We start from the raw sequence: 20,033 nt of genomic DNA on the forward strand, positions 1-20,033 counted from the left end.
GCTATCCAGCACCGACAACGAATTGTGGCCTGCGAAGCGCGCCCCTCAGCTCGCGTCGGCGCTCACTCCAGGGCCGGCTGGATCGTGCCGGTCACCTCGCCGAGGCCGATCGTGCCGCCTGAGGCGGCCGGGGCGGTGGCGGTGATCGTCACCGTGTCGCCGTCCTCAAGGAAGGTGCGCGGCGACCCCTCCCCCACTTCGACCGGTTCCTTACCGCCCCAGGTGAGTTCGATGAAGGAGCCGCGCTGGTCGGCGTCAGGGCCCGAGACGGTTCCTGAGGCGAAGAGGTCGCCGGTGCGCAGGGACGCGCCGTTCACCGTCATGTGGGCGAGCATCTGGGCGGGCGTCCAGTACATGCCCGCGAACGGGGGCCGGGCGACCTCGGTGCCGTTCCAGCGCACGGACATCGACAGGTCGAAGCCGTAGCGGTCGGTCTCACGCAGGTACGGCAGCGGCTCGGGGTCCTGCGCCGGGGCGGGGGCCTTCGCGGCGGCCAGCGCGTCCAGGGGGGTCACCCAGTGGCCGATGGAGGTCGCGAAGGACTTGCCGAGGAAGGGCCCGAGGGGCACGTACTCCCATGCCTGGATGTCGCGGGCGGACCAGTCGTTGACGAGGACGGCGCCGAAGACGTGCTCGGCGAAGTCGTCGGGCGAGACGCCGGTGCCCAGTTCGGTGCCGACGCCGACGACGAAGCCCACTTCGGCCTCGATGTCGAGGCGGGCGCTGGGGCCGAAGGCGATCGCGCCGTCGGGGGCCTTGCGCTGGCCGCGGGGGCGGACGATCGGCGTACCGGAGGGGACGACGGTGCCGGCGCGGCCGTGGTAGCCGACCGGGAGGTGCTTCCAGTTGGGCAGCAGGGGCTCCGAGTCGGGTCGGAAGAGGCGGCCGAGGTTGGTGGCGTGGTGTTCGGAGGCGTAGAAGTCCACATAGTCGGCGACTTGGAACGGGAGATGCATGCGGGCCTTGGCGACCGGGACGAGGAGGGTCTCGGACTGGTCGCGGTAGCGGGCGTCGCCGAGGAGTTCGGTGAGCTGGTGGCGCACGAGGCGCCACGCGGGCGGGCCCATCGCCATGAAGCCGCCGAGGCCCTGTTCGTGGAAGGCGGGGCGGATCCAGGGGAGGAAGAACTGGCCGGTGGCGAGGGCGCGCAGGTCGAGGATCTGGTCGCCGATGCGCACGCCCAGGCGCGGGGCGGGGTCCTTCGCGGTGGAGAAGGCGCCGTAGGGCAGGTGGTGGAGGCCGTAGGGCCCGGTGTCGGCGCCGTCGACCCAGCTGGTGGCGTTCATGCGCGGTCCCCTCTGCTCAGGAGGTCGAGTGTCTGGAGGTCGTGGAGGGGTTCGTCGATGCTGCACGAGCCGAAGCCGGTCCACAGGTCGCGGGTGCGGTGGAGGGCGCGGCGGGCGCGGGCGGCGAGGTCGGCGGCGTCGGTGGAGGCGAGGGCGGCGGTGAGGTCCTCGACGGGGGCGTTCTGCTCGGCGTCGGCGGCGGCGACCAGGACGTTGAGGAAGCCGTGGTGGTGGAAGCCGGTGGCGGGGTCGGTGTGGCGGACGGCGTGGTGCAGGCCCGCGGTGAGTTTGAACTTGAGGCCGCGGCGGCGGCAGCCGGCCATCGCGGCGGCGAGGGTCGCGGGTTCGGGGAAGAACTCGGCGGCGAGGCCGCCGGTGCGGAACTTCGGGGTGAGGCCGGTGGGGCGGACGGCGTCGAGGGCCTCGTCCCCGAAGGGGATCTCGGCGAACACGGGCCGGCCCCAGGCGGGGGCGAGGGCCGCGAGGTGGTCGAGGGCGGCGCGGGACTCGTAGTGGGTGACGGTGACCTGCGGGTCGAGGGCGGCGACGGCGTCGGCGACCCGGTCGGGGTCGCCGTCGACGATGACGCCGACGCGCAGTTCGGCGCGGCCGGGCTCGAGGTCGGCGAGCCTGGACTGCGGGATGAGGAGGGGGCCGACCATGTCGGCGTACCAGGACTGCCGGTACCCGCGGTGGGCGGGGACGGCGGTTTCGAGGGGCGCGTTTCCTGGTGGGAAGAGCGCCGCGTCGTCGATCAGGTCCCGCAGCATCGCGGGCATCGGTCCAACCATGCCCAGAGCCTAGAGGTCGGAGGCGCCGGGGGTCCACCGGTCCGCGCAGCGGGTGCGCGAACAGGACCGGAAGGTGCGCGCGCGTGCGCGGACCGCTCGAATCCGGACGCCGGGGCGGCTATCCTCGGGGGCGTACCCACCGCTGCGGGGACCACACCCTCGGTCGCCGCGCGAACCGACAAAGGAGTCGTCGTGCCGTTCTACCGTTCGGTCGGGCAGATCCCCGACAAGCGACACACGCAGTTCCGCCAGAGCGACGGGAGCCTGTACCACGAGGAGCTGATGGGCCAGGAGGGCTTCTCCTCGGACTCGTCGCTGCTCTACCACCGCTTCCGCCCTACCGCGATCAGCTCCGCGGCCGAGCACCGGCCCGAGCGGGCCGAGCCCGCCGCGAACCACCCGCTCAAGCCGCGCCACTTCCGCACCCACAAGCTCGACGCCTCGGGGGACGCGATCCTCGGCCGCGAGCACCTGCTGTCCAATGCGGACTGCCGGATCTCCTATTCGGTCGCCACCGAGCCGTCGCCGCTGTACCGCAACGCCATCGGCGACGAGTGCATCTACGTCGAGTCCGGTACGGCGCACGTCGAGACCTCGTTCGGCGCCATCGACATCGGCGAGGGCGACTATCTCGTCATGCCGATGTCCACCATCTACCGCGTGATCCCCACCGGCCCTGAACCGTTGCGGACCTTGGTGATCGAGTCGACCGGCCACATCACTCCCGCCAAGCGCTACCTGTCGGTGCGCGGCCAGTTCCTGGAGCACTCGCCCTACTGCGAGCGCGACCTGCGCAGCCCGGCCGAGCCGCTCCTGGTCGACGGCGAGGACGTCGACGTGTACGTGCAGCACCGCGGCCGCGGCTCGGCGACACTGTGGACGAAGTTCACCTACGCCCACCACCCGTTCGACGTGGCCGGCTGGGACGGCTGCCTCTACCCGTGGGTGTTCTCCATCCACGACTTCGAGCCGATCACCGGCCGCATCCACCAGCCCCCGCCCGCACACCAGGTCTTCCAGGGCCCCAACTTCGTCATCTGCAACTTCGTCCCCCGCAAGGTGGACTACCACCCTGACGCGATCCCGGTGCCCTACAACCACCACAACGTCGACTCCGACGAGGTGATGTTCTACTGCGGCGGCAACTACGAGGCCCGCCGCGGCTCCGGCATCGAGCAGGGCTCCATCTCCCTGCACCCCTCCGGCTTCACCCACGGCCCGCAGCCCGGCGCCCCCGAACGCTCCATCGGCGCCGAGTACTTCGACGAGCTCGCCGTCATGGTCGACACCTTCCGCCCCCTCGAACTCTGCCAACCCGCCCTCGACGTCGAGGACACCAACTACGCCTGGACCTGGAACCGCGACCCGGTCCTCTGACCCGAACGCACCGCCCGCCGCCGGACCGCTCAGGCGGCGGGCTTTCGGGCACCGCCACCCGGTAACTTCGACGCGTGATCCGCAAGCGCACCTACCGCACCGTCGATGGCGTCCGCGTCGAAGGCACCTGGCTGAACGTCTTCGTGAAGAACCTCGACTACCACGCCACCGAACTGTTCGTCTTCGCCGACGGCGTCGTCCAATGCTGGGAGCGCACCGACCTCGACGGGCTCGCCGCGATGCTCGCGAGCGGCAAGGTGACGCTGCGGCCCGCCGACGGCGCCCGCGGCAGCTACCACCTCACCACGGGGTGGCGGTTCGAAGACGTCCACTCCTCGATCGACTCGGCCGCGTTCCTCGCCGAGGTCGCCGACCTCATCGAGGAGCTCAACGACCGGCCGACCTCGGTCGAGCGCTGCCGGATCGCGATCGACCGGTACCTGGAAGGCCGGTCCGAAGAGGACCTCGCCGCGCTTCGGCAGGCGTACACGGCGATCCCGGATCACAACCGCCGGTACGTGCTCGGCGACATGGACGCGAAGGACCGCCCACTCCGCACCCTCTGCGGCATCGACGGCGACCCCGACGAGCACGCCCTCGAATGGGCGCACCGGTACTTCGAGGACAACCGCCCCTGGGCCGCCGCCGCGCAACCGAAGGCCCCGCGCCCCGTCGACGATCCCGAGACCCCGCCCACCGCCATCGTGGAACTCAGACAGTCCTGGTACGCCGACCCCCAATCCGCTCCCCCGGTGCAGCGCCTGCACAACGGCTTCCCCTACGAGGTCACTGTGGATGGTAGGACCTACCCGACGCTCGGCCACGCCTACTGGGCGCTCGCCGTCACCGACCCCTCCGAGCGCGACCTGATCGCCGCCTCCAACCCCAGGAGCGCCACCCCCGCCGCCGCGATCGTCGCGGCCTCCTCCTCCCGCGTCCCCGAGTGGCACCGCCTGCGCACCGCCGCCATGCTCCGCCTCCTGCGCCTCAAGGTCGACCAGCACCCCGACCTCGCCGAAGTCCTGATCGCCACCGGCGACGCCCGCATCCGCTACAGCGGCCTCATCTCCCGATTCTGGATCGACAGCCCCGATCCCGGCGGCAACTGGATGGGCCGCCTCCTCGAACTCCTCCGCTCCGAACTCCTCCTGGCCCGGCACGAAACGCGAGCCTGAGCGTCCCGGGCATCGCCGCAGTCCGGAACCGCCGCCCCGTTCACCACTTGACGCGTTCGATCTCCTCCACATTGGCCGAATGACGGTCCGGCCGCCAGACCACCAGCGAGACCTCGGTGCACTGGAACGAACCGAACTCCACCTCCGCGCGCGAGTCGACGTACACGGCGACCTCCGGTTCGGGAACCGCCTCGCGCGGCACCAGCAGACTGATATGCGCGTTGTTCCGGACCCCGTCGCCGTCCCCTCCAGCGGGCCCGAGGTTCCCGAACGGTACGCGCGCGTCGCGCAGGCGCCGCCGCAGTTCGAGCAGGTCGGCATTCGGAAAGCCGCGCACGAAGATCCCGCCCGGCGCACCGCCGAGCCCCTTGAACCGAGCCCCGATCGGGCCGAGCCCTTCGGCGGCCCGCTTGAACTGGCCAAGGTAGTGGTCGATCTGCCGCTGCGGCACCCGGTCCTGGAATCCCTCGACGCTTCGCACGGTCGCGTGCAGGTCGCCCGGCGCGTAATTCAGATGCTTACCGCGGCAACGCGAGGCGATCGCCGCCGATTCAGCAGCGATCCGCTCCTTCAGGGCCCCTTCGATTCTGACCACGAAGCTGAGCCCGAACCGCGGATCACCGTCGCACGGAACCGGGTCGGCCTGCATGGTGCCGCTGCGGAATGCGGCCGAACCCGCCGCCCAACGCTCCTCGTAATGGGCATGAAGCGCCGCGTAGTCCGGTTGGGCGATGTCGCGGGTCATGAAGCCTCCGAGCTGAGCAGGGCCGAGGCCGACGGTGCCACAACGGCACGCCGGCGCGGACGGGCAAGGGTACTGGAGGGCGCGCGGCCCAGACCTCCTCGTCGCCAGTGGCCGGCGGGAGCCGCGATCACGGCAGAGCGCCACCGGCCGAACCGGCGTTCGAAGCACGCAAGGGCGCGAACCTCCTCAGCGGGGCATCCGCCGAGAGGGCACTGTCGGGTTCACGGCTCGCGACGGGCCGCGATGACTTCGCCGTCGGGGCGGCAGTCGATCAGGATCGCCTCGGAGGGAACGAAGATGAGGAGGCCCGGGGCGGCGGCCAGGACCGTCGCGAGGTGCGCGCCGAGCAGTGCGGCGTCGATTTCCACGCAGAGATCGAAGGCCCAGAGCAGCAAGATCCGCTCCCCGCTCCCGGCCACGGGAGCGAGCACCGACCCTATCGCCTCGGTCCGGCTCGTGTCCGAGGCGCCCGCATCGGCGAGCACACGGTGGCGCAGCCCGCTCCAGTCGACCTCGACGGCGTTCAATGCGGGCAGGCCCGCGAGCAGGCGCGTGTTCGCTTCGCGGGCATCGTCACCGTGCAAGATCCGGATGCCGTCGGCCTCGGAGAAGATCGCGCCGCCAAGGAACTCGGGGTGCTTGCGCACCTTCATGAACGCAGGCAGCAGGTCCCATCGTGCCGTGGTCATCGTGCCTCGCGCCCCGGACCGGCCGTTCGGTGGACGCTTCGGATCGCGGCGACGGCCGGTGCGGGTTCGGGCCGAATCGGCAGGTCGGCGCTGAGGGCGTTGAGACGCTGGCGGATCGAGGCGGCGATGCCCTTGCCGAGGCGATGGCGGGTGGGGGTGGCGGCGCGCTGAGCGGCGTCGAGGAGGTGTTGGGCGCCGCGGCTGGTGAGAGCGGTGTCGGCGAGGACGAGGTGGGTCAGGCGGTGGGGGTTCGCCGCGAGGGCCGCCGCGATGCGGGCCGCGGCGGGCTCGTCTATGCGGTTGGCGGCTGCGCCGAGGACGCGGGCGGCCTTGACGCGGCCGAAGTCGAGGACCTCGACTCCGGCGGCGATCGCCGCCACGGCGACCCGGGCGAGCGATTCGGGTCCGATGCCGTTGCTGGCGAGGGAGAGTCGAGTCAGGCGGCCTTGCGGCGCGGCGGTGAGCGCGTCCGCGATCGCGGCGGCGCCCTGGTCGCTGAGCCCGGCGGCGGCGAGGTAGAGCTCCGTGACCGAGCCGGTCGCGATGATCGGGGCGACCGCCGCGCCTCCAGCGGGACCGAGCGGGTTGCCGCTGAGATACAAGGCGTCGAGCACGGGAGCCATCGTGCGGTTACCGGAACCGTCCACCGGTGAGCCGTCGAAATTAAGGTGCAGGGCGTCGGACTCAGTGTCCATCATGGAGATTTTCGAATCGGTGCCCGAGAAGCGCTCGGCGAGCTTCGGGTCTACATGGTCGTCGTGCTCGAGGGTGCGGGCCGCGACGCCGACTGTTTCGGACGCGCCGCCGTCGCCGGTCGACGGGTCACTGGTGCTCGCGGCGCGTGCGCGATAGGCAGCGGCCTTCCGCACGGTCGGCCCATGCCGCTGCGCCCATTCGGCGGTGCCGTGGTGCGGGGCGTCCGCCAGCGTCGCCGCGATGAGCGCCACCGCGGCGGCGTCGAGGCCGGTTTGGACGAGGTCGAGGGTGCGGACGGCCGAGTCGGCGGCGTACTCGGTCGCGGCGAGCGCTCCAGCCGTCTCGATCGGGTTGCGTTTCAGCCAGAGGCCCGTCACGACCGCGGGCGAGGCGCGCAGGTTGTCGGCGATCCTGCACGCACCCGTGGCGGTGATGCCGTTGCAGCCCAGGTAGAGCGTCGAGAGTTGCGCGTCCCCGGCACGGGCGGCGACTTCGGCCGCGCCGGTGTCGCCGAGGCCGTCGGTCCCGAGGAGGAGGTGCTTGACGGGGCCGGGGCGCAGAACCGCGGCCAAGTCAGCGGCGGCCGCGGGCCCGAGCGACTGCTTGCACATGTCCAGGCGGCCGTCGGGCATCGCGGTTCCCGTGGCGAAGTCGCGGCGTTCGGGGACCGGTTCGCCCGAGGCGAGCCAGCGCAGGAGCGGCGCGAGATCGGCGCGGGGGCGGGGTTCGGCGGGGCCGACGCCCGCGAAGGGCTCGCTCACCACGGCGCCTCCTGATAGTCCTTGAGGAAGACGCCCGAGACGGGGTGCCCGGCCTCACCGCGCACGATCGGGTCGTAGACACGGGCGGCGCCGTCCACGACGTCGAGCGGGGTACGGAAGCCGCGGGCGGCGCTGCGCTCGCGGATCGGCGCGGGGTTCTCGTCGGTGATCCACCCGGTGTCGACGGCGCACATGTGGACGCCGCGTTCGGCGAGGTGCGGGCCGCTGGTGCGGGTGAGCATGTTGAGCGCGGCCTTCGCCATGTTGGTGTGCGGGTGCCGAGGGGTCTTGTGGCGCACCGCGAAGCGGCCTTCGACGGCGGTGACGTTGACGATGTAGCGGCGCGGGTGTTCGGAGGCGAGGAGCAGCGGCAGCAGGCGGTCGCACAGGAGGACGGGCGCGAACGCGTTCACGAGGTAGGCCTCCAGTGTCTCGGCCGGGTCGAGGCCGCCGAGGACCGCCGACCAGGAGTTGGCGGCCGCCGTGTCGGGTACGAGCCCGGCAGGGTCGAGAACAGCAGGGTCGAGAACAGCAAGGTCGAGAGAGGGGAGGTCCACGCCGGGGCCCTCAACGCTCGGAGTGTCGGGCCCGGGGACGGCGAATCCCGGTGCGCGCCAGCCGATGGCGGCCGAACCCGCCTCTGCCGAGGCGAGCGCCGCGTAGGACTCGGGCGGGCGCCGGAGGGTCTGCGCGGCGTTGTTGACAAGCGCATCGAGAGGTCGGCCGTCGGACAGGAGGCGGTCGGCGAGCGCGACGACCTGACGCGGGTCGCGCAGGTCGAGGGCCGCGATGTGGAGGCGGTCGGCCCAGTCGGCGTGGCCGGGCGCGGCGGCGAAGCGGCGGGCGGCGTCTGCGGGGAACCGGGTCGTGACGGTGAGGTCGGCGCCGTCGCGCAGGAGCATCAGCGCGAGTTCGAATCCGATCTTGACGCGGCCGCCGGTGAGCAGCACGCGCCGCCCGGCGAGGTCGGTGCGGGCGGTGCGGCGGGCGGTGTTGTCGGCGGCGCAGTCGGGGCACAGGAGATGGTAGAAGCCGTCGATGCGGTGGAACGGCAGTTTGCAGACGTAGCAGCGCAAGGGGCGGGCGAGTTCGCCGGTCACTCCGGTCTCGGCGAGCGGCAGGTCCGGGACGCGGCCGGCCCCGCCGGTGGCGGTGGCGGCCTTGAGCGCGGCGTCGGCCTCGGCGGCGGCGCGGTTGCGGGCCTTGCGGCGGCGGTCGCGTCCGTCGCGGGCGAAGGAGGCGGCGACGCGTTCGGCCCGCAGGCGGGCGGGGTGCTCGACGGGGAGGTCGCGGAGGAGTCCGACGACACGGTGGAAAGCGGCGATATCGGCCTCGGTCGGTTCGTCCATCGCCTCCGCCGCAGATGGTCGCGGCCCCGGCCGGACTTGAACCGGCGTGTTCCGACCTGTGGTGGTCGGCGCGACATCTCTTCTGCGCTACGGGGCCTCGTTCGCGCCCGGCGGGAATGCACGGGCCCGCTCAATCGTAAGGAGGCCTCGCACGGGCTTTCCGTGGCCCCGGCCGGATTCGAACCGGCGTCCTCCGGTACATGCGGTCCGGCACGTCGTCCGAGCTGCGTTACGGGGCCGGGCCTGCCCGGGCGGCCGGATTCGAACCGGCGTCCTCCTCGATGCGATCGAGGCGTGACGGCCACTGCACTACGCCCGGGCATTGCCCGCAGCCTACAGCGGTCCTACAACGCTGTGGCGGAGGCGCATTGGGAACGATAAGGTGGGCGGGCCGACCGCGGGACTCCGGTGCGATTCCCGGATCCGTTTTGCTAGCGATATTTCGCCTTCGTGCCTCTCATTCCCCGGTCGGCGTCCCCTCCCCTTGACGTGAAGGCCCCATGGACACCCTCGCCGACCGCACCGCCGCCGAAGACGTGCTGCTGTTCGTCAACGCCGCTATCGCGTCGACCGGGCAGTGGGAGTTCCATTCGAATGCGGCGCAGCAGGATTGGTCTCTCGACTTCCTCCACGAGTACATGCTCGTGAACTACCGCGACGTGTACGCCGCCATGCTCGCGCTCGGGATCAACGACCACAACCGGGCGCGGATCGTGCTGCGGCTGCTCCAGACCGGCCGCGAGGCCTCCGGATCGCAGCGCGTGATCGAAGGGCACCTGATCGCCCGGACGCTGAGCGACCTGCCGACCTCCCGCGTGTACCGGCTGTTCACGACCTTGCAGCGGGCCGGGGTGAACAACCGGCGTGCCCGCGCCGTCATGCGCGAATGGCTCCTGGGCCGTGAAAATCTGGCGTTCGAGGCGGTGAAGTACCGCAGTGCGCTGCGGACGGCGGTCCGCCACGCGCACCTTCGGATCGAGGACCTCCCCGGAAGCGGGGAACTGGCCGCGTTCCTGTTCGCCCCATTGCGCTCCGGGCGCTTCGCCACGCCGCTGTTCGAGGCCTGGCGCCGCGCACACTTCGAGCAGGCCGCCGTGTACGCGCTGCCGTACACGGTCGCCGAGGGCTTCGCCGCCGTGCACCGCATCCCGCGCGCGACGTTCCTGCACCGCATCGCTCCGCAGCTGACCCGCAACGAGCGACTACGGCTCCAGGAGGCCGCGTCCCGCGCAGGCGCGGACGCCCTCGCCGCCGACGAGCACGACCTCGGCGGGATGCCGCTGACCAGGCTCGCGGCGTACGTGCTCGCCCTGCCGGTCGCCGAACGCGAGCGCCGCCGCGAGGAGTTGACCGGGGCATTGCGGTCGGCCGCGCGCAGGGCCGCGGGACGCCGCGTCGGCACCTGGGGCCGGGTCGCGGCCGTGCTCGACGACAGCTACTCGTCGAGCGGCTCGAGCGAGAAGCGGCGCCGCCCCCTGGTGGTCGCCTTGGCGTCGCACTTCCTGCTCGAAGCGCTCGCCGCCGATTACCGTCCCTTGTGGCTTTCAAAGTCGACCGATCCGCTGCTCGTCCGGGCCCACGGCGTCACGGCGCTCGGGGACCGCGTCCTGGACGGCCTCGAAGCGAGACCGGACCTCCTCGTGGTGGTCTCCGACGGCTGGGACAACGCGCCCGCAGGAATGGTCGCCGAGGTGCTGCGGGTGTGGACCGAACGGCTCGACCCTGAGGGGGCCACCGCCGTCGTACACCTCAACCCGGTGTTCGACGCCGCCGGGATCACGGTGCGCCCGCTCGCCGAAGGCACCCCCACCGTGGGCGTGCGCGACGCCGAGGACCTGCCCGAACTGGTGGCTTTCGCGCGCTTCGCGACCGGCCGTTCGCGACTGGAGGACCTGCGCGGGCACATCGCGGCGCGGGTCGGTCACCTGCTCCCGAAGGAGGAGCCGTGGGCCGCCTGACGCTCGACGGGCTCACCGCGCTGCCCTCCCAGGTGTGGGGCGGCATCCGGCTCGTGCCGCTCGCGAGGGACGAGCCGATCGAGTCGCTGCGGCTGCACCGCAGCGGCTTCGACGCCGACGGCCCGAACGGCCCGTACTCCGCCCGCTGCTGCTACGCGCCGCACGGACTCGTCGCCGAATGGACCCGAGACGGCACCGCCGTGCCCGCGCTCGGCACCGCGCTCCAGATGGCGGCGCGCACGGTTCGCAAGTCGCGCAAGCCGCCCACGAAGCTCGATCACCGCACGCGCACCCGCTTCATCCCCCACCAGACCTCCCTGGAGGCGTTCCTGCCGCTGCCGTTCAACGCCCCTGTGGACGCATGGAACCTCTGGGCGGCGTTCGCCTCCAAGGAGAAGGGTGCGCCGCGGGAGGACCTCACCGCGGTCGGAGGGCACCGCGTCACCGGACTGGCCGACGCACTGCGAGTCTTCGAGATCCATCCCGACCAGTGCGGCGTACTGGTGTACGCGGCCGACACGCTCGCCGGGGCGCTCGTCACCCCGCACCCCGACGACTACCGCGCGATGCACCCGACACTGGTGCAGGACAAGTACGGCGAGCTCATCGCACGGTACGCGCACCTGCACCCGCACGCCCCGGACCTGTCCGGGCGGCTCGACGCCGCCGCGGTCGACACGGTCGCGGACCTACGCGCCCAGATCCGCGCCGCCAAGGAGGCGTGGGCGACGTTCCACGAGGACGTCATGGCCGCAGGCCTGCTCGACCTCGACTACCGGATCAGCGACGCCTACCGGATGCAGGAGTTCACCCTGCAACGCTTCCGCCCGAAGTCATTGCAGCGCGGCGAGGCGCACGTGGGCGAGTCGATCATGGACGACGAGGGCCGCCTGGCCTTCCTGCACTCGTTCCGGCTCTCGGAGACGCAGCTGCGGCGGGGTCGACTGCTCGAAGCGCTGGCGGAACAGCGCTGGGACCCGGAAGCGGCCGGGGCCGCGCTCGGCATCTCGGTGCACGCCCTCGGCGAGCGGCTGAGGACGGCCGGATACGAATCGGTCCTCAACATGGCGGCCTTCCGCCGCGCCGAGGACCGCTGAGCGCCCACCGCGGCGGGGGTCAGATTGCGGCGTTGGTTCGGCGGGTGAGTTCGGGGTCGTCGAGGTCGGTGGTGGGGCGCCATTCGGCGGCGTGGACTTCGGCGGGTTGGGGGGTGAGGTCGTCGGTGGGGGCGCGGAAGAGGTAGCGGACGTCGTAGTGGGAGTGGGCGCCTTCGCCTTTGGAGGGGTTGGCGGGGATGGCGTGGACGTCGACGTGGAGGGGGACGGGGTCGGCGAGTCGGAGGGCGGCGACGCCGGTCTCCTCGACGGCCTCGCGCATCGCGGCCTGGGGCAGGGAGACGTCGGTGGGTTCGACGTGGCCGCCGGGCTGGAGCCAGCGGTCGAGGGTCTTGTGGTGTACCAGGAGCACACGGCCGGAGCGGTTCAGGACGATGGCCGAGGCCGTGACGTGGCCGGGCATGGTGGAGCGGGCGAAGCCCTCGGGGCCGGTGAGGGCCAGCAGGGGGGCGACGGTCTCGGCGTCCTCGGGCCAGCGGTCGAGGTAGGCGTCGAGCTGTTCTCGCAGATGCGCGATGGTGATGGGCACCGGCACATTCTGCCAGCGCCGCGCAACGGCCCGGTGAGTGCCCGTGCGGTCCGCTCGCGCGGACGCTGCCGGGAACCGGCTGTTGGGCGTACGGGGCGGGACGTGGGGTCCGCTCGTGCGGGCGACATCGGAAACCCGCGCTGTCGGCAACCTGTCGGGCGCGCGAGCGGGCCGTGAGGGTCCGTGGGCGCCTTCGGGCGACTGTGCCGTCTGCTCGCGCGGGCACTACCTCCGGGGGTGGGGCCTGCACCCGGGACGAGAGGCCGGTTGGCAGGATTCTCCGGGGGCATGGGTTTGTCTACGTTGGAGTTTCGATGTGAACCCCTACGGTGGGAGGCAATCCGACATGACATCCCTCAGATCGGCGACAGCGGTGCTGGGCGCCGCGGCGGCGGCCGCGGTCGCCTTGGCGGTTGCTCCGGCGGCCGCGCAGGAGCCGGGCGGCCTGGTCGAGACCGAGATCAGCGTCCAGGGCGCCGGGCGCGAATTCGGCGCGACTGTGATCGCGCCCGAGGGCGCCGAGGGCCTGCCGGGACTGGTGCTCGTCGCGGGCTCGGGTCCGGGCGAGCGCGACCGGTACCGGGCGCACGCGGAGGTGTTCGCGGAGGCGGGCGTGGCCGTGCTGCTGTACGACAAGCGCGGGGCCGACGAAGGCTACTCGTACACGTCGGCGTCCATTGAGGATCTCGCTGACGACGCGGTCGCGGCGGTCGAGGCGCTCCAAGAGCGGCCCGAGGCCGACCCGGACCTGGTGGGCCTGCACGGGCACAGCGAGGGCGCGTGGGTCGTGATCGAGGCGGCGGCCCGTTCGACCGCGCCCGCGTTCGTCGTCACCTCCGGTGGCAGCGCGCTGCCGCCGGAGGACACCCAGGCCTGGATGAACCGCGAGAGCCTGCACGATGCGGGCGTCTCGGAGAGGCTCCTCGACCCGCTGGGCCGACAGTTCATCGCGGCGCTCGTCGCCGACGACCTCTTCCGCCTCTCCGGGTACGACCCGCTGCCCGCGCTGGCCGGGATCGACCGGCCGTTCCTGGGCGTGTTCGCCGAGCACGACGTGAACACGGCGCCGGGGACCTCGTTCGCGCTGTATGAGGAGACGCTGCGTGAGGCGGGGAATCCGAACTTCGCGCTTCGGGTGATCCCCGGGGTCGACCACGGGATGGTCGCGAGCGAGGACGGTTCGCACGGCGAGGACTACGACGAGGACGCGCTCGATCAGACCTATGTGGACACCGTCGCCGACTGGATTCACGGTCTGGCCCGAGGCGAGTCCGCCGTGGTGGTCGACGCGGCGCCCGGGCAGGACGTCGAGGCGACGGCCGTTCCCGAGGCGCCCTGGTACGGGACGGCGACCGCGACGCTCGCGGCGCTGGTCCTCTTCACGGTCCTGTTCGGTGCCTATCCGATCGCGGCGCTCGTGCGGCGCCTGCGGGGCCGCCCAGGCATGGAGGCGACCTGGGCGTCGCGGACCGTGGCGGTCTTCGGTCCGATCGTGCCGCTGGTCGTGTTCGTCTACGCAGCATGGATGCTCATGAGCGGCGGCACGGAGCTGCTGGGTCCGGTGGTCGCGGGCAGGCCGGTGCCGTGGCTGGTGATCGAGGCCGCGGCGGTCCTCGTGGTCGCCGCCGCTATCGCTCTCGCCGTCCAGGCCCGGCGCGGTAGGGCACGGATCGACCGGGCTTCGAAGGCACGGTTCGCGGCGCTGCTCGCGGGCGTGGCGGTGCTGATCCCCTGGGGCGCCTACTGGGGCCTCATCGTCTGAAGTGGACCCGGTGGCGCGGCTCAAGGGCCGTGCTGCCGGGACCGCGCCGCCGCGAGGCGGATGCCGATGGCCGCGAGCGCGAGGAACCCCGCGAAGTAGAGCGCGCCGGCGGGGTCGCTCGGGCTCTCGGTCGCGAAGTCGTCGGCGCGGGCGCCGATGAGGTCCTTCGGGTCGTACTCGACCTCGATCGAGTCGGGTACGTCGTCCTCGTCGGAGTAGTCGCCGAAGTCGTAGTCGTCATAGGGGTCCCCGAAGCCGTCGTCGCCGTAATCGAACTCGGAGTCGAACTCGTAGTCGTAGTCGTAGTCCTCAGTGGTCTCGACCGGTTCGGGCACCGAGAACGCGATCTCGGGTTCCCCCTGCGAGCAGTCGAGCGTGTACTCCCGCTCCCAGTGCGACCCGTACTTGCCGGTCACCTCATAGGTGCGCTCGGAGGCCACCGGGCACTCCTCGACGATGCCGCGGTAGCGCATCGCGGCGTCGGCCACCGCGGGCCAGGCGACCGCGATCGGCAGGATGAGCGGCACGATCAGCAGCAGCGCCGCGCGGTTCTTGTACCGGTTGAGGTCGGTGAAGGCGAGCACGAGGAACCAGAGCCCGCTCAGCACGCCCGCGCCGAGCCCGTACAGGCTCCCAGGTTGGGCCAGGAACGCCGCGTGCCACAGCGCCCAGAACGCCGTCCCGAGCGCGAGCGGGACGAGGAGCAGTTCGATCCACCAGTCCGAGGCCGGTATCCAGCGGGGCGGGCGGTCAGTCATGGGCCGGAGGGTTCGGGGTCATGGTCCGACCGTAGCGGCCGGGTGCAAGCGATGGCAGTTTATATAGAACGTGTATATAGTTGCTCTATGGTTTCATGGAGCCCCGAGGGCATCGACCAGCTCAGCGCCCGGCTCATCTCCCAGGGCAGCCGCTTCGCCCGAACCGCCTCGCGCAAATCCGGGGAGCAGCGCTCGCTCATCGCCCTGCGCGTCCTGTCGAACCTCCTCCAGGAGGGCGACCTGCGCATCGGCGAACTCGCCCAGCGCGAGACCATCACCCAGCCCGCGATGACCGCCACCGTCAACCGCCTCGAAGAGGACGGCCTGGTCGAGCGCCGCGCCGACCCCGCCGACGCCCGCGCCGCCGTCGTCCACGTCACCCAGGCCGGCGCCGCCGAACTGGAGGCGTTCCGGATGCGCGCCGCCGCCCGCGTCCGCCCCCACCTCGAACGCCTCGGCGAGGACGACCTCGCCGTCCTCGCCCGCGCCGCCGACCTCCTCGGCGACCTCGCCGACCGGCTCAACGAACGATGAATACGCCCGACACGAAAGCGAAGTGCCCCCGATGACCGAGGACCCGAAACCGAGCTCGATCCTGCGCCAGCCCACCGCCGTGTGGGCCATCGCGTTCGCCTGCGCGGTCAGCTTCATGGGCATCGGCCTGGTGGACCCGATCCTGCCCGCGATCAGCGCGGACCTCCACGCCTCGCCGTCCCAGACGATGCTGCTGTTCACCAGCTACCTGCTCATCACGGCCGTCGCGATGTTCTTCTCCGGCTTCATCTCCAGCCGCCTCGGCGTCAAGCGGACGCTGCTGGCCGGGCTCGTCCTCATCGTCGCGTTCGCGGCCCTCGCGGGCTCCTCGGACTCGGTGAACGAGATCATCGGCTTCCGCGCCGGATGGGGTCTGGGGAACGCGCTGTTCATCTCGACGGCGCTCGCCGCGATCGTCGGCGCCGCCTCGGGCGGCAGCCGCCAGGCCGTGATCCTCTACGAGGCCGCGATCGGCGTCGGCATGGCGGTCGGGCCGCTCCTGGGCGGCGCGCTCGGCGAAGTGTCGTGGCGCGGGCCGTTCTTCGGGACGGCCGTGCTCATGGCGGTCGGCCTCGTCGCGATCCTCACGCTCCTGCGCGGCCCCGAAGCGCGCCCGGCGAAGGTGCCGTTCACCGCCGGACTCTCGGCCGTGCGCAACCGGTCGCTGCTGACGCTCGCCCTCACCGCCCTGTTCTACAGCTACGCGTTCTTCACGCTGCTCGCCTACTCCCCCTACCCGATCGAGGAGGCCGCCGCGGCGGCCGGCATGGACTTCGGCGCGCACGAACTGGGGCTGATCTTCTTCGGCTGGGGCATCGCCCTCGCGGTCTCGTCGGTGTTCGCCGCGCCCCGGCTGACGCGCCGGTTCGGGCTGCTGCCGGTGCTCTACACGATGTTCACACTGCTGGGACTCTCGTTGGCCGTCATGGCGATCGGCGTCGAATCGGTGCCGGTGCTCGTCACGGTGGTGATCCTCGCGGGGCTCTTCCTCGGCGTGCTCAACACCGCCCTCACCGAGACCGTCATGGAGGCCACCGACCTGCCGCGCGGCATCGCCTCCTCCACGTACTCCGGCGTCCGGTTCCTCGGCGGCGCGATCGCACCCGCCGTCTCCGGCTCGATCGCCGCGAACATGGGCGCGGGAGCGCCGTACTGGTACGGCGTCGCCGCGCTCGCGGTCGCGATCGCCGTGCTGGCCTTCGGAAGGCGCACGCTCGCGCACCTCGCCCGGCCCTCCTCGGACGCGGTGCGGGAGGCCGAGCTCATCACCGTGGGCGACGAGGTCTGAGGCTCATGCCGACTCGCGCACGATGAGCTCGGGGTCGAAGATCACCGAGGTGTGGCCCGCCGACGGGTCGTCGATCCGCTCCAGCAGCAGCCGCACCATCTCCGCGGCCATCTCTTCGAGCGGCTGGCGGACGGTGGTGATCCCGGGCCTGCTCAGGCGTGCCGGGGCGCTGTCGTCGAAGCCGACCACGGCCACGTCCTCGGGGACGCGGCGGCCCGAGTCGTGCAGCGCGTGGATCGCGCCCTGGGCCATGAGGTCGCTCGCGGCGAACACGGCGTCGAGGTCGGGCACCCGGTCGAGCAGCTCCTTCATGGCCCGCTCGCCGCTGTCGTAGGTGAAACCGCCCTCGGCGGCGGGCACGAACGCGCACCCCGCGCGCGCCCAGCCCTCCTCGTACCCGGCCTGGCGCTCCTGCGCGGCGGGGATCTCCAACGGTCCGGAGATCGCAACCGGGCGGTGCCTGCCAAGGGACGCTAGGTGATCGGCGGCGAGGCGGCCGCCCGCGCGATGCGCGAGGTCCACATAGCTCACCGGTGCCGGGCGTGCCGGCCGGGCGAAGCGCACGGCGGGACGCCCGACCGCGTCGAGCAGCGCCGGAATGCGCTCGTCGGGGTGCGTCGAGATGAGCAGGGCGCCGTCGGCGTTGCCCTGCTTGAAATACGCGGTGATCGCCGTGTCGTCGGCCTCGCTCTCCGCGAGCATCAGCGCCGGGAAGATGCCGCGGGGTTTGAGCGCGCCGATGATGCCGGTCAGGAGCCGTCCGAAGAACGGGGCACTGAGGAACTGGCCCGCCGAGAGGCTGTCGCTCAGATCGGTCCCGGCCACGACCACGCCGACCGCGTCGCTGCGGCGCGTCACCAGCGACCGCGCGGCCCTGTTCGGCACGTAGCCGGTGGCGGCCACCGCCTGCCGGACCACCTCCTGGATGTCGGGGGCGACGTTCCGCGTCTCGTTGATTACCCGCGAGACGGTCGCGCGGGAGACCCCGGCGACCCTCGCGACGTCCTCAAGGGTTGGGGAGGGATCAGCGCTCATCGACCAGTTATAGCACGCCCTGGGAAATCGCTCTCCAATGATCTGACTGCGATGACGCTCAAATCCGGCGCGATCCGGAGGGTCGGGAAGCCCGTGTTCAGCGCCGGTTGAGAGGTTCGGACCGTCGAGCATTCGGTTCCTGAAGTGCGCATCCAAGGAAGATGCGCAGAGACTCGTTGCGCTGCAACAGGTTTCTTCGCCTTCACGCCAGCTCCGAAGCCCAAGACATCGAAGGACTTGACAATCTCGAAATGTCGGGATTAGCATGGCGACATGGGAGAGCGCTCTCCCATCGTTTCCCGTCCCGACCCTCCCTGGAGGCTCACATGCAGGAACAACCCCCATCCCCGAGCGGCGCCTTCGGCCGCCGGGCCGTACTCGGCGGGGCCGCGGTCGTCGCCATCGCGGCGGGCGTCGGCGTCGGCACCGCCGTCAACCGGGCGCAGGCGCAGGACTCCGGCGAGTGCGGCCAGCCGCCGGACCTCCTTCCGCCGACCGACGCCTACGCGCCCGACCTGGGCCCCAACACCATCGTCTTCGACGAGTCCACACCGGACTCGGAGATCCAGAGCGCCGTCGACGCCATCGCCGACGAGATGCGCACCGACCAGTTCGGGATCGGACGCCACGCCGTCCTCTTCAAGCCCGGCACCTACGCCGCCGACATCGACCTGCGGTTCTACACGCAGATCGCGGGCCTCGGCCTCCTCCCGGGCGACGTCGTCGTCAACGGCCACGTCCGCGTCGAGGCCGACTGGCTCGGCCAGGGCGACAACCCCGACTACAAGGGCAACGCGACCCAGAACTTCTGGCGCTCGGTGGAGAACCTCCGCATCCAGAACCCCGACGGGCAGATCGCCCGCTGGGCCGTCTCCCAGGCCGCCCCCTTCCGCCGCGTCGACCTCCAGACCCTGGAGATGCAGCTGTGGGACGGGTTCGAGGGCTGGGCGTCCGGCGGCTACATCGCCGACTCCCGCATCTCCGGCCGGGTCGTCTCCGGCTCCCAGCAGCAGTTCTTCACCCGCAACACGAGTCTCGACGGCGGCTGGGCCGGATCGGTCTGGAACATGGTGTTCGTGGGCGTCGACGGCGCCCCCGCCCACCACTTCCCCGACCCCTCGCACACCGTGGTCGACACCGCTCCCGTCATCCGCGAGAAGCCGTTCCTCTACATCACGGGCGAGGGCGAGTACCGCGTCTTCAAACCCGCGGTGCGACACAACGCCTCCGGCACCACCTGGGAGGGCGGCGCGCCCGAAGGCGCCTCGATCTCCCTGTCCGAGTTCTACGTCGTGGTCCCGGGCACCGACGCGGCCACCGCGAACCGGGCCCTGGCCGAAGGACGGCACCTGCTCTTCACGCCCGGCGTCTACGAGTTCGACCAGACCCTCAACGTCAGCGCCCCGGGCACGATCGTGCTCGGACTCGGCCTGGCGACCATTGTCCCGACCGCGGGGCAGACCGCCATCGCAGTGGCCGATGTGGACGGCGTGGTGCTCGCCGGCCTCCTCATCGACGCGGGCGCGAACGAATCGGCGACGCTCGTGCAGGTCGGGCCCCCCGGCTCCTCGACCGACCACGGCGCCGACCCGACCTCGCTCCACGACCTCTTCGCGCGCATCGGCGGCGCCCACCCGGGCAAGGCCGCCGTCAGTCTGGAGATCAACAGCCGCAATGTCATCGCCGACCACCTGTGGCTGTGGCGCGGCGACCACGGCGAGGGCATCGGCTGGACGGTCAACACCGCCGCCCACGGCCTCGTCGTGCACGGCGACGACGTCACCTTGTACGGCCTCTTCGCCGAGCACTACCAAGAACACCAGGTGATCTGGGCGGGCGAGCGCGGCCGCACCTACTTCTTCCAGAACGAGCTCCCCTACGACCCGCCCGACCAGGCGACCTGGCGCGAGGCGCCCGCGCTCGGCTGGGCCGCGTACAAAGTGGACGACGGAGTGGCCGAGCACGCCCTGTGGGGCGGCGGCGGCTACTCGTTCTTCAACGTCGACCCCAGCGTGGTCTGCGACCGCGTCTTCGAAGCGCCAGAACGGGACGGCGTCCGCTTCACCAGCATCGTCGCGGTCTCCCTCGGCGGCGTCGGCACCATCCGCCGCGTCGTCAACGAGACCGGCGACCAGGTGGACGAGTCCTCATTCACCAGTTACGTGGTGACCTACCCGTGAACCCC

General features: G+C 71.7%; 17 protein-coding genes, 2 tRNA genes and 1 pseudogene. 8 read left to right on the forward strand and 12 right to left on the reverse strand.

The genetic code is table 11. From position 1 onward, the window contains the following. Positions 1-62: 62 nt before the first annotated feature. Together fahA and E9998_RS11525 are read right to left on the reverse strand one after the other, a co-directional pair. Entirely contained in the window at positions 63-1,286 is a 1,224-nt protein-coding gene (gene fahA, locus E9998_RS11520; RefSeq protein WP_136529835.1) for a fumarylacetoacetase, read from the reverse strand. After that, positions 1,283-2,077: a hypothetical protein gene (locus E9998_RS11525; RefSeq protein WP_136529836.1), complete on the reverse strand. Its 795-nt coding sequence runs from the start codon at positions 2,075-2,077 to the stop codon at positions 1,283-1,285. Before E9998_RS11525 ends, fahA begins: the two co-directional genes overlap by 4 nt. Before the next feature lie 192 nt (positions 2,078-2,269). Between E9998_RS11525 and E9998_RS11530 the strand changes: the two genes are divergently transcribed. Together E9998_RS11530 and E9998_RS11535 are read left to right on the forward strand one after the other, a co-directional pair. Next, on the forward strand, positions 2,270-3,454 hold the full coding sequence (locus E9998_RS11530) for a homogentisate 1,2-dioxygenase (RefSeq protein WP_136529837.1): 1,185 nt from the start codon (positions 2,270-2,272) through the stop codon (positions 3,452-3,454). A 74-nt stretch (positions 3,455-3,528) separates the two neighbouring features. Beyond that, positions 3,529-4,629, forward strand: coding sequence for an NADAR family protein (locus tag E9998_RS11535; RefSeq protein WP_136529838.1), 1,101 nt, complete (start codon positions 3,529-3,531; stop codon positions 4,627-4,629). A gap of 40 nt (positions 4,630-4,669) precedes the next feature. On the opposite strand, the gene E9998_RS11540 is transcribed toward E9998_RS11535, so the two are convergent. The 7 genes and pseudogenes from E9998_RS11540 to E9998_RS11565 all read right to left on the reverse strand — a co-directional run bounded on the left by E9998_RS11540 (position 4,670) and on the right by E9998_RS11565 (position 9,188). After that, positions 4,670-5,374, reverse strand: coding sequence for a hypothetical protein (locus tag E9998_RS11540; RefSeq protein WP_136529839.1), 705 nt, complete (start codon positions 5,372-5,374; stop codon positions 4,670-4,672). Between the two features lie 221 nt (positions 5,375-5,595). Beyond that, complete coding sequence (locus tag E9998_RS11545) at positions 5,596-6,027, reverse strand: hypothetical protein (protein ID WP_136529840.1); 432 nt, start codon at positions 6,025-6,027, stop codon at positions 5,596-5,598. Between the two features lie 32 nt (positions 6,028-6,059). Further along, positions 6,060-7,520, reverse strand: coding sequence for a leucine-rich repeat domain-containing protein (locus E9998_RS11550; protein WP_158299782.1), 1,461 nt, complete (start codon positions 7,518-7,520; stop codon positions 6,060-6,062). Next, positions 7,517-8,869 carry an SDR family NAD(P)-dependent oxidoreductase gene (locus tag E9998_RS11555; protein WP_136529841.1) on the reverse strand — a complete coding sequence of 451 codons (1,353 nt, stop codon included), beginning with the start codon at positions 8,867-8,869 and terminating at the stop codon, positions 7,517-7,519. Before E9998_RS11555 ends, E9998_RS11550 begins: the two co-directional genes overlap by 4 nt. Positions 8,870-8,890: 21 nt before the next feature. After that, positions 8,891-8,966 (reverse strand): annotated as a pseudogene (locus E9998_RS25305). A 66-nt stretch (positions 8,967-9,032) separates the two neighbouring features. After that, positions 9,033-9,108: transfer RNA gene (locus E9998_RS11560), tRNA-OTHER, on the reverse strand. Between the two features lie 7 nt (positions 9,109-9,115). Then, positions 9,116-9,188: transfer RNA gene (locus E9998_RS11565), tRNA-Ala, on the reverse strand. A 181-nt stretch (positions 9,189-9,369) separates the two neighbouring features. Here E9998_RS11565 and E9998_RS11570 point away from each other — a divergent pair. Together E9998_RS11570 and E9998_RS11575 are read left to right on the forward strand one after the other, a co-directional pair. Then, positions 9,370-10,827: a hypothetical protein gene (locus E9998_RS11570; RefSeq protein WP_136529842.1), complete on the forward strand. Its 1,458-nt coding sequence runs from the start codon at positions 9,370-9,372 to the stop codon at positions 10,825-10,827. Next, on the forward strand, positions 10,815-11,924 hold the full coding sequence (locus tag E9998_RS11575; protein WP_136529843.1) for an ARPP-2 domain-containing protein: 1,110 nt from the start codon (positions 10,815-10,817) through the stop codon (positions 11,922-11,924). The genes E9998_RS11570 and E9998_RS11575 overlap by 13 nt, the downstream gene beginning before the upstream one ends. Positions 11,925-11,943: 19 nt before the next feature. Here the strand turns inward: E9998_RS11575 and E9998_RS11580 are convergent, their stop codons facing one another. Next, entirely contained in the window at positions 11,944-12,471 is a 528-nt protein-coding gene (locus E9998_RS11580; RefSeq protein WP_204745395.1) for an NUDIX hydrolase, read from the reverse strand. Positions 12,472-12,817: 346 nt separating this feature from the next. Here E9998_RS11580 and E9998_RS11585 point away from each other — a divergent pair, with 346 nt between their 5' ends. Next, positions 12,818-14,233: an alpha/beta hydrolase family protein gene (locus E9998_RS11585; protein ID WP_136529844.1), complete on the forward strand. Its 1,416-nt coding sequence runs from the start codon at positions 12,818-12,820 to the stop codon at positions 14,231-14,233. Between the two features lie 20 nt (positions 14,234-14,253). On the opposite strand, the gene E9998_RS11590 is transcribed toward E9998_RS11585, so the two are convergent. Further along, positions 14,254-14,991 carry a hypothetical protein gene (locus E9998_RS11590; RefSeq protein WP_136529845.1) on the reverse strand — a complete coding sequence of 246 codons (738 nt, stop codon included), beginning with the start codon at positions 14,989-14,991 and terminating at the stop codon, positions 14,254-14,256. 87 nt (positions 14,992-15,078) lie between these two features. Between E9998_RS11590 and E9998_RS25310 the strand changes: the two genes are divergently transcribed. Together E9998_RS25310 and E9998_RS11600 are read left to right on the forward strand one after the other, a co-directional pair. Continuing rightward, positions 15,079-15,525: a MarR family winged helix-turn-helix transcriptional regulator gene (locus E9998_RS25310; RefSeq protein WP_158299783.1), complete on the forward strand. Its 447-nt coding sequence runs from the start codon at positions 15,079-15,081 to the stop codon at positions 15,523-15,525. 31 nt (positions 15,526-15,556) lie between these two features. Then, positions 15,557-16,813, forward strand: coding sequence for an MFS transporter (locus E9998_RS11600; RefSeq protein WP_136529846.1), 1,257 nt, complete (start codon positions 15,557-15,559; stop codon positions 16,811-16,813). A gap of 3 nt (positions 16,814-16,816) precedes the next feature. Here E9998_RS11600 and E9998_RS11605 read toward each other — a convergent pair whose 3' ends face one another. Next, the gene (locus E9998_RS11605) at positions 16,817-17,848 is read right to left on the reverse strand and encodes a LacI family DNA-binding transcriptional regulator (RefSeq protein WP_136529847.1); all 1,032 of its coding nucleotides are present in this window, start codon (positions 17,846-17,848) and stop codon (positions 16,817-16,819) included. Between the two features lie 326 nt (positions 17,849-18,174). On the opposite strand from E9998_RS11605, the gene E9998_RS11610 reads away from it, so the two are divergent. Then, complete coding sequence (locus E9998_RS11610) at positions 18,175-20,028, forward strand: hypothetical protein (RefSeq protein ID WP_136529848.1); 1,854 nt, start codon at positions 18,175-18,177, stop codon at positions 20,026-20,028. Positions 20,029-20,033: the final 5 nt, after the last annotated feature.

It is taken from the genome of Glycomyces paridis (assembly GCF_004912155.1).
Classification (GTDB): Bacteria; Actinomycetota; Actinomycetes; order Mycobacteriales; family Micromonosporaceae; genus Glycomyces; species Glycomyces paridis.

What these genes read in the sequence shown, in the direction of transcription:
- fahA (WP_136529835.1), bottom strand. Translation starts at nt 1,286, where the DNA reads ATGAACGCCACCAGCTGGGTCGACGGCGCCGACACCGGGCCCTACGGC.
- E9998_RS11525 (WP_136529836.1), bottom strand. Translation starts at nt 2,077, where the DNA reads ATGGTTGGACCGATGCCCGCGATGCTGCGGGACCTGATCGACGACGCG.
- E9998_RS11540 (WP_136529839.1), bottom strand. Translation starts at nt 5,374, where the DNA reads ATGACCCGCGACATCGCCCAACCGGACTACGCGGCGCTTCATGCCCAT.
- E9998_RS11545 (WP_136529840.1), bottom strand. Translation starts at nt 6,027, where the DNA reads ATGAAGGTGCGCAAGCACCCCGAGTTCCTTGGCGGCGCGATCTTCTCC.
- E9998_RS11555 (WP_136529841.1), bottom strand. Translation starts at nt 8,869, where the DNA reads ATGGACGAACCGACCGAGGCCGATATCGCCGCTTTCCACCGTGTCGTC.
- E9998_RS11570 (WP_136529842.1), top strand. Translation starts at nt 9,370, where the DNA reads ATGGACACCCTCGCCGACCGCACCGCCGCCGAAGACGTGCTGCTGTTC.
- E9998_RS11585 (WP_136529844.1), top strand. Translation starts at nt 12,818, where the DNA reads ATGACATCCCTCAGATCGGCGACAGCGGTGCTGGGCGCCGCGGCGGCG.
- E9998_RS11590 (WP_136529845.1), bottom strand. Translation starts at nt 14,991, where the DNA reads ATGACTGACCGCCCGCCCCGCTGGATACCGGCCTCGGACTGGTGGATC.
- E9998_RS25310 (WP_158299783.1), top strand. Translation starts at nt 15,079, where the DNA reads ATGGTTTCATGGAGCCCCGAGGGCATCGACCAGCTCAGCGCCCGGCTC.
- E9998_RS11600 (WP_136529846.1), top strand. Translation starts at nt 15,557, where the DNA reads ATGACCGAGGACCCGAAACCGAGCTCGATCCTGCGCCAGCCCACCGCC.
- E9998_RS11605 (WP_136529847.1), bottom strand. Translation starts at nt 17,848, where the DNA reads ATGAGCGCTGATCCCTCCCCAACCCTTGAGGACGTCGCGAGGGTCGCC.
- E9998_RS11610 (WP_136529848.1), top strand. Translation starts at nt 18,175, where the DNA reads ATGCAGGAACAACCCCCATCCCCGAGCGGCGCCTTCGGCCGCCGGGCC.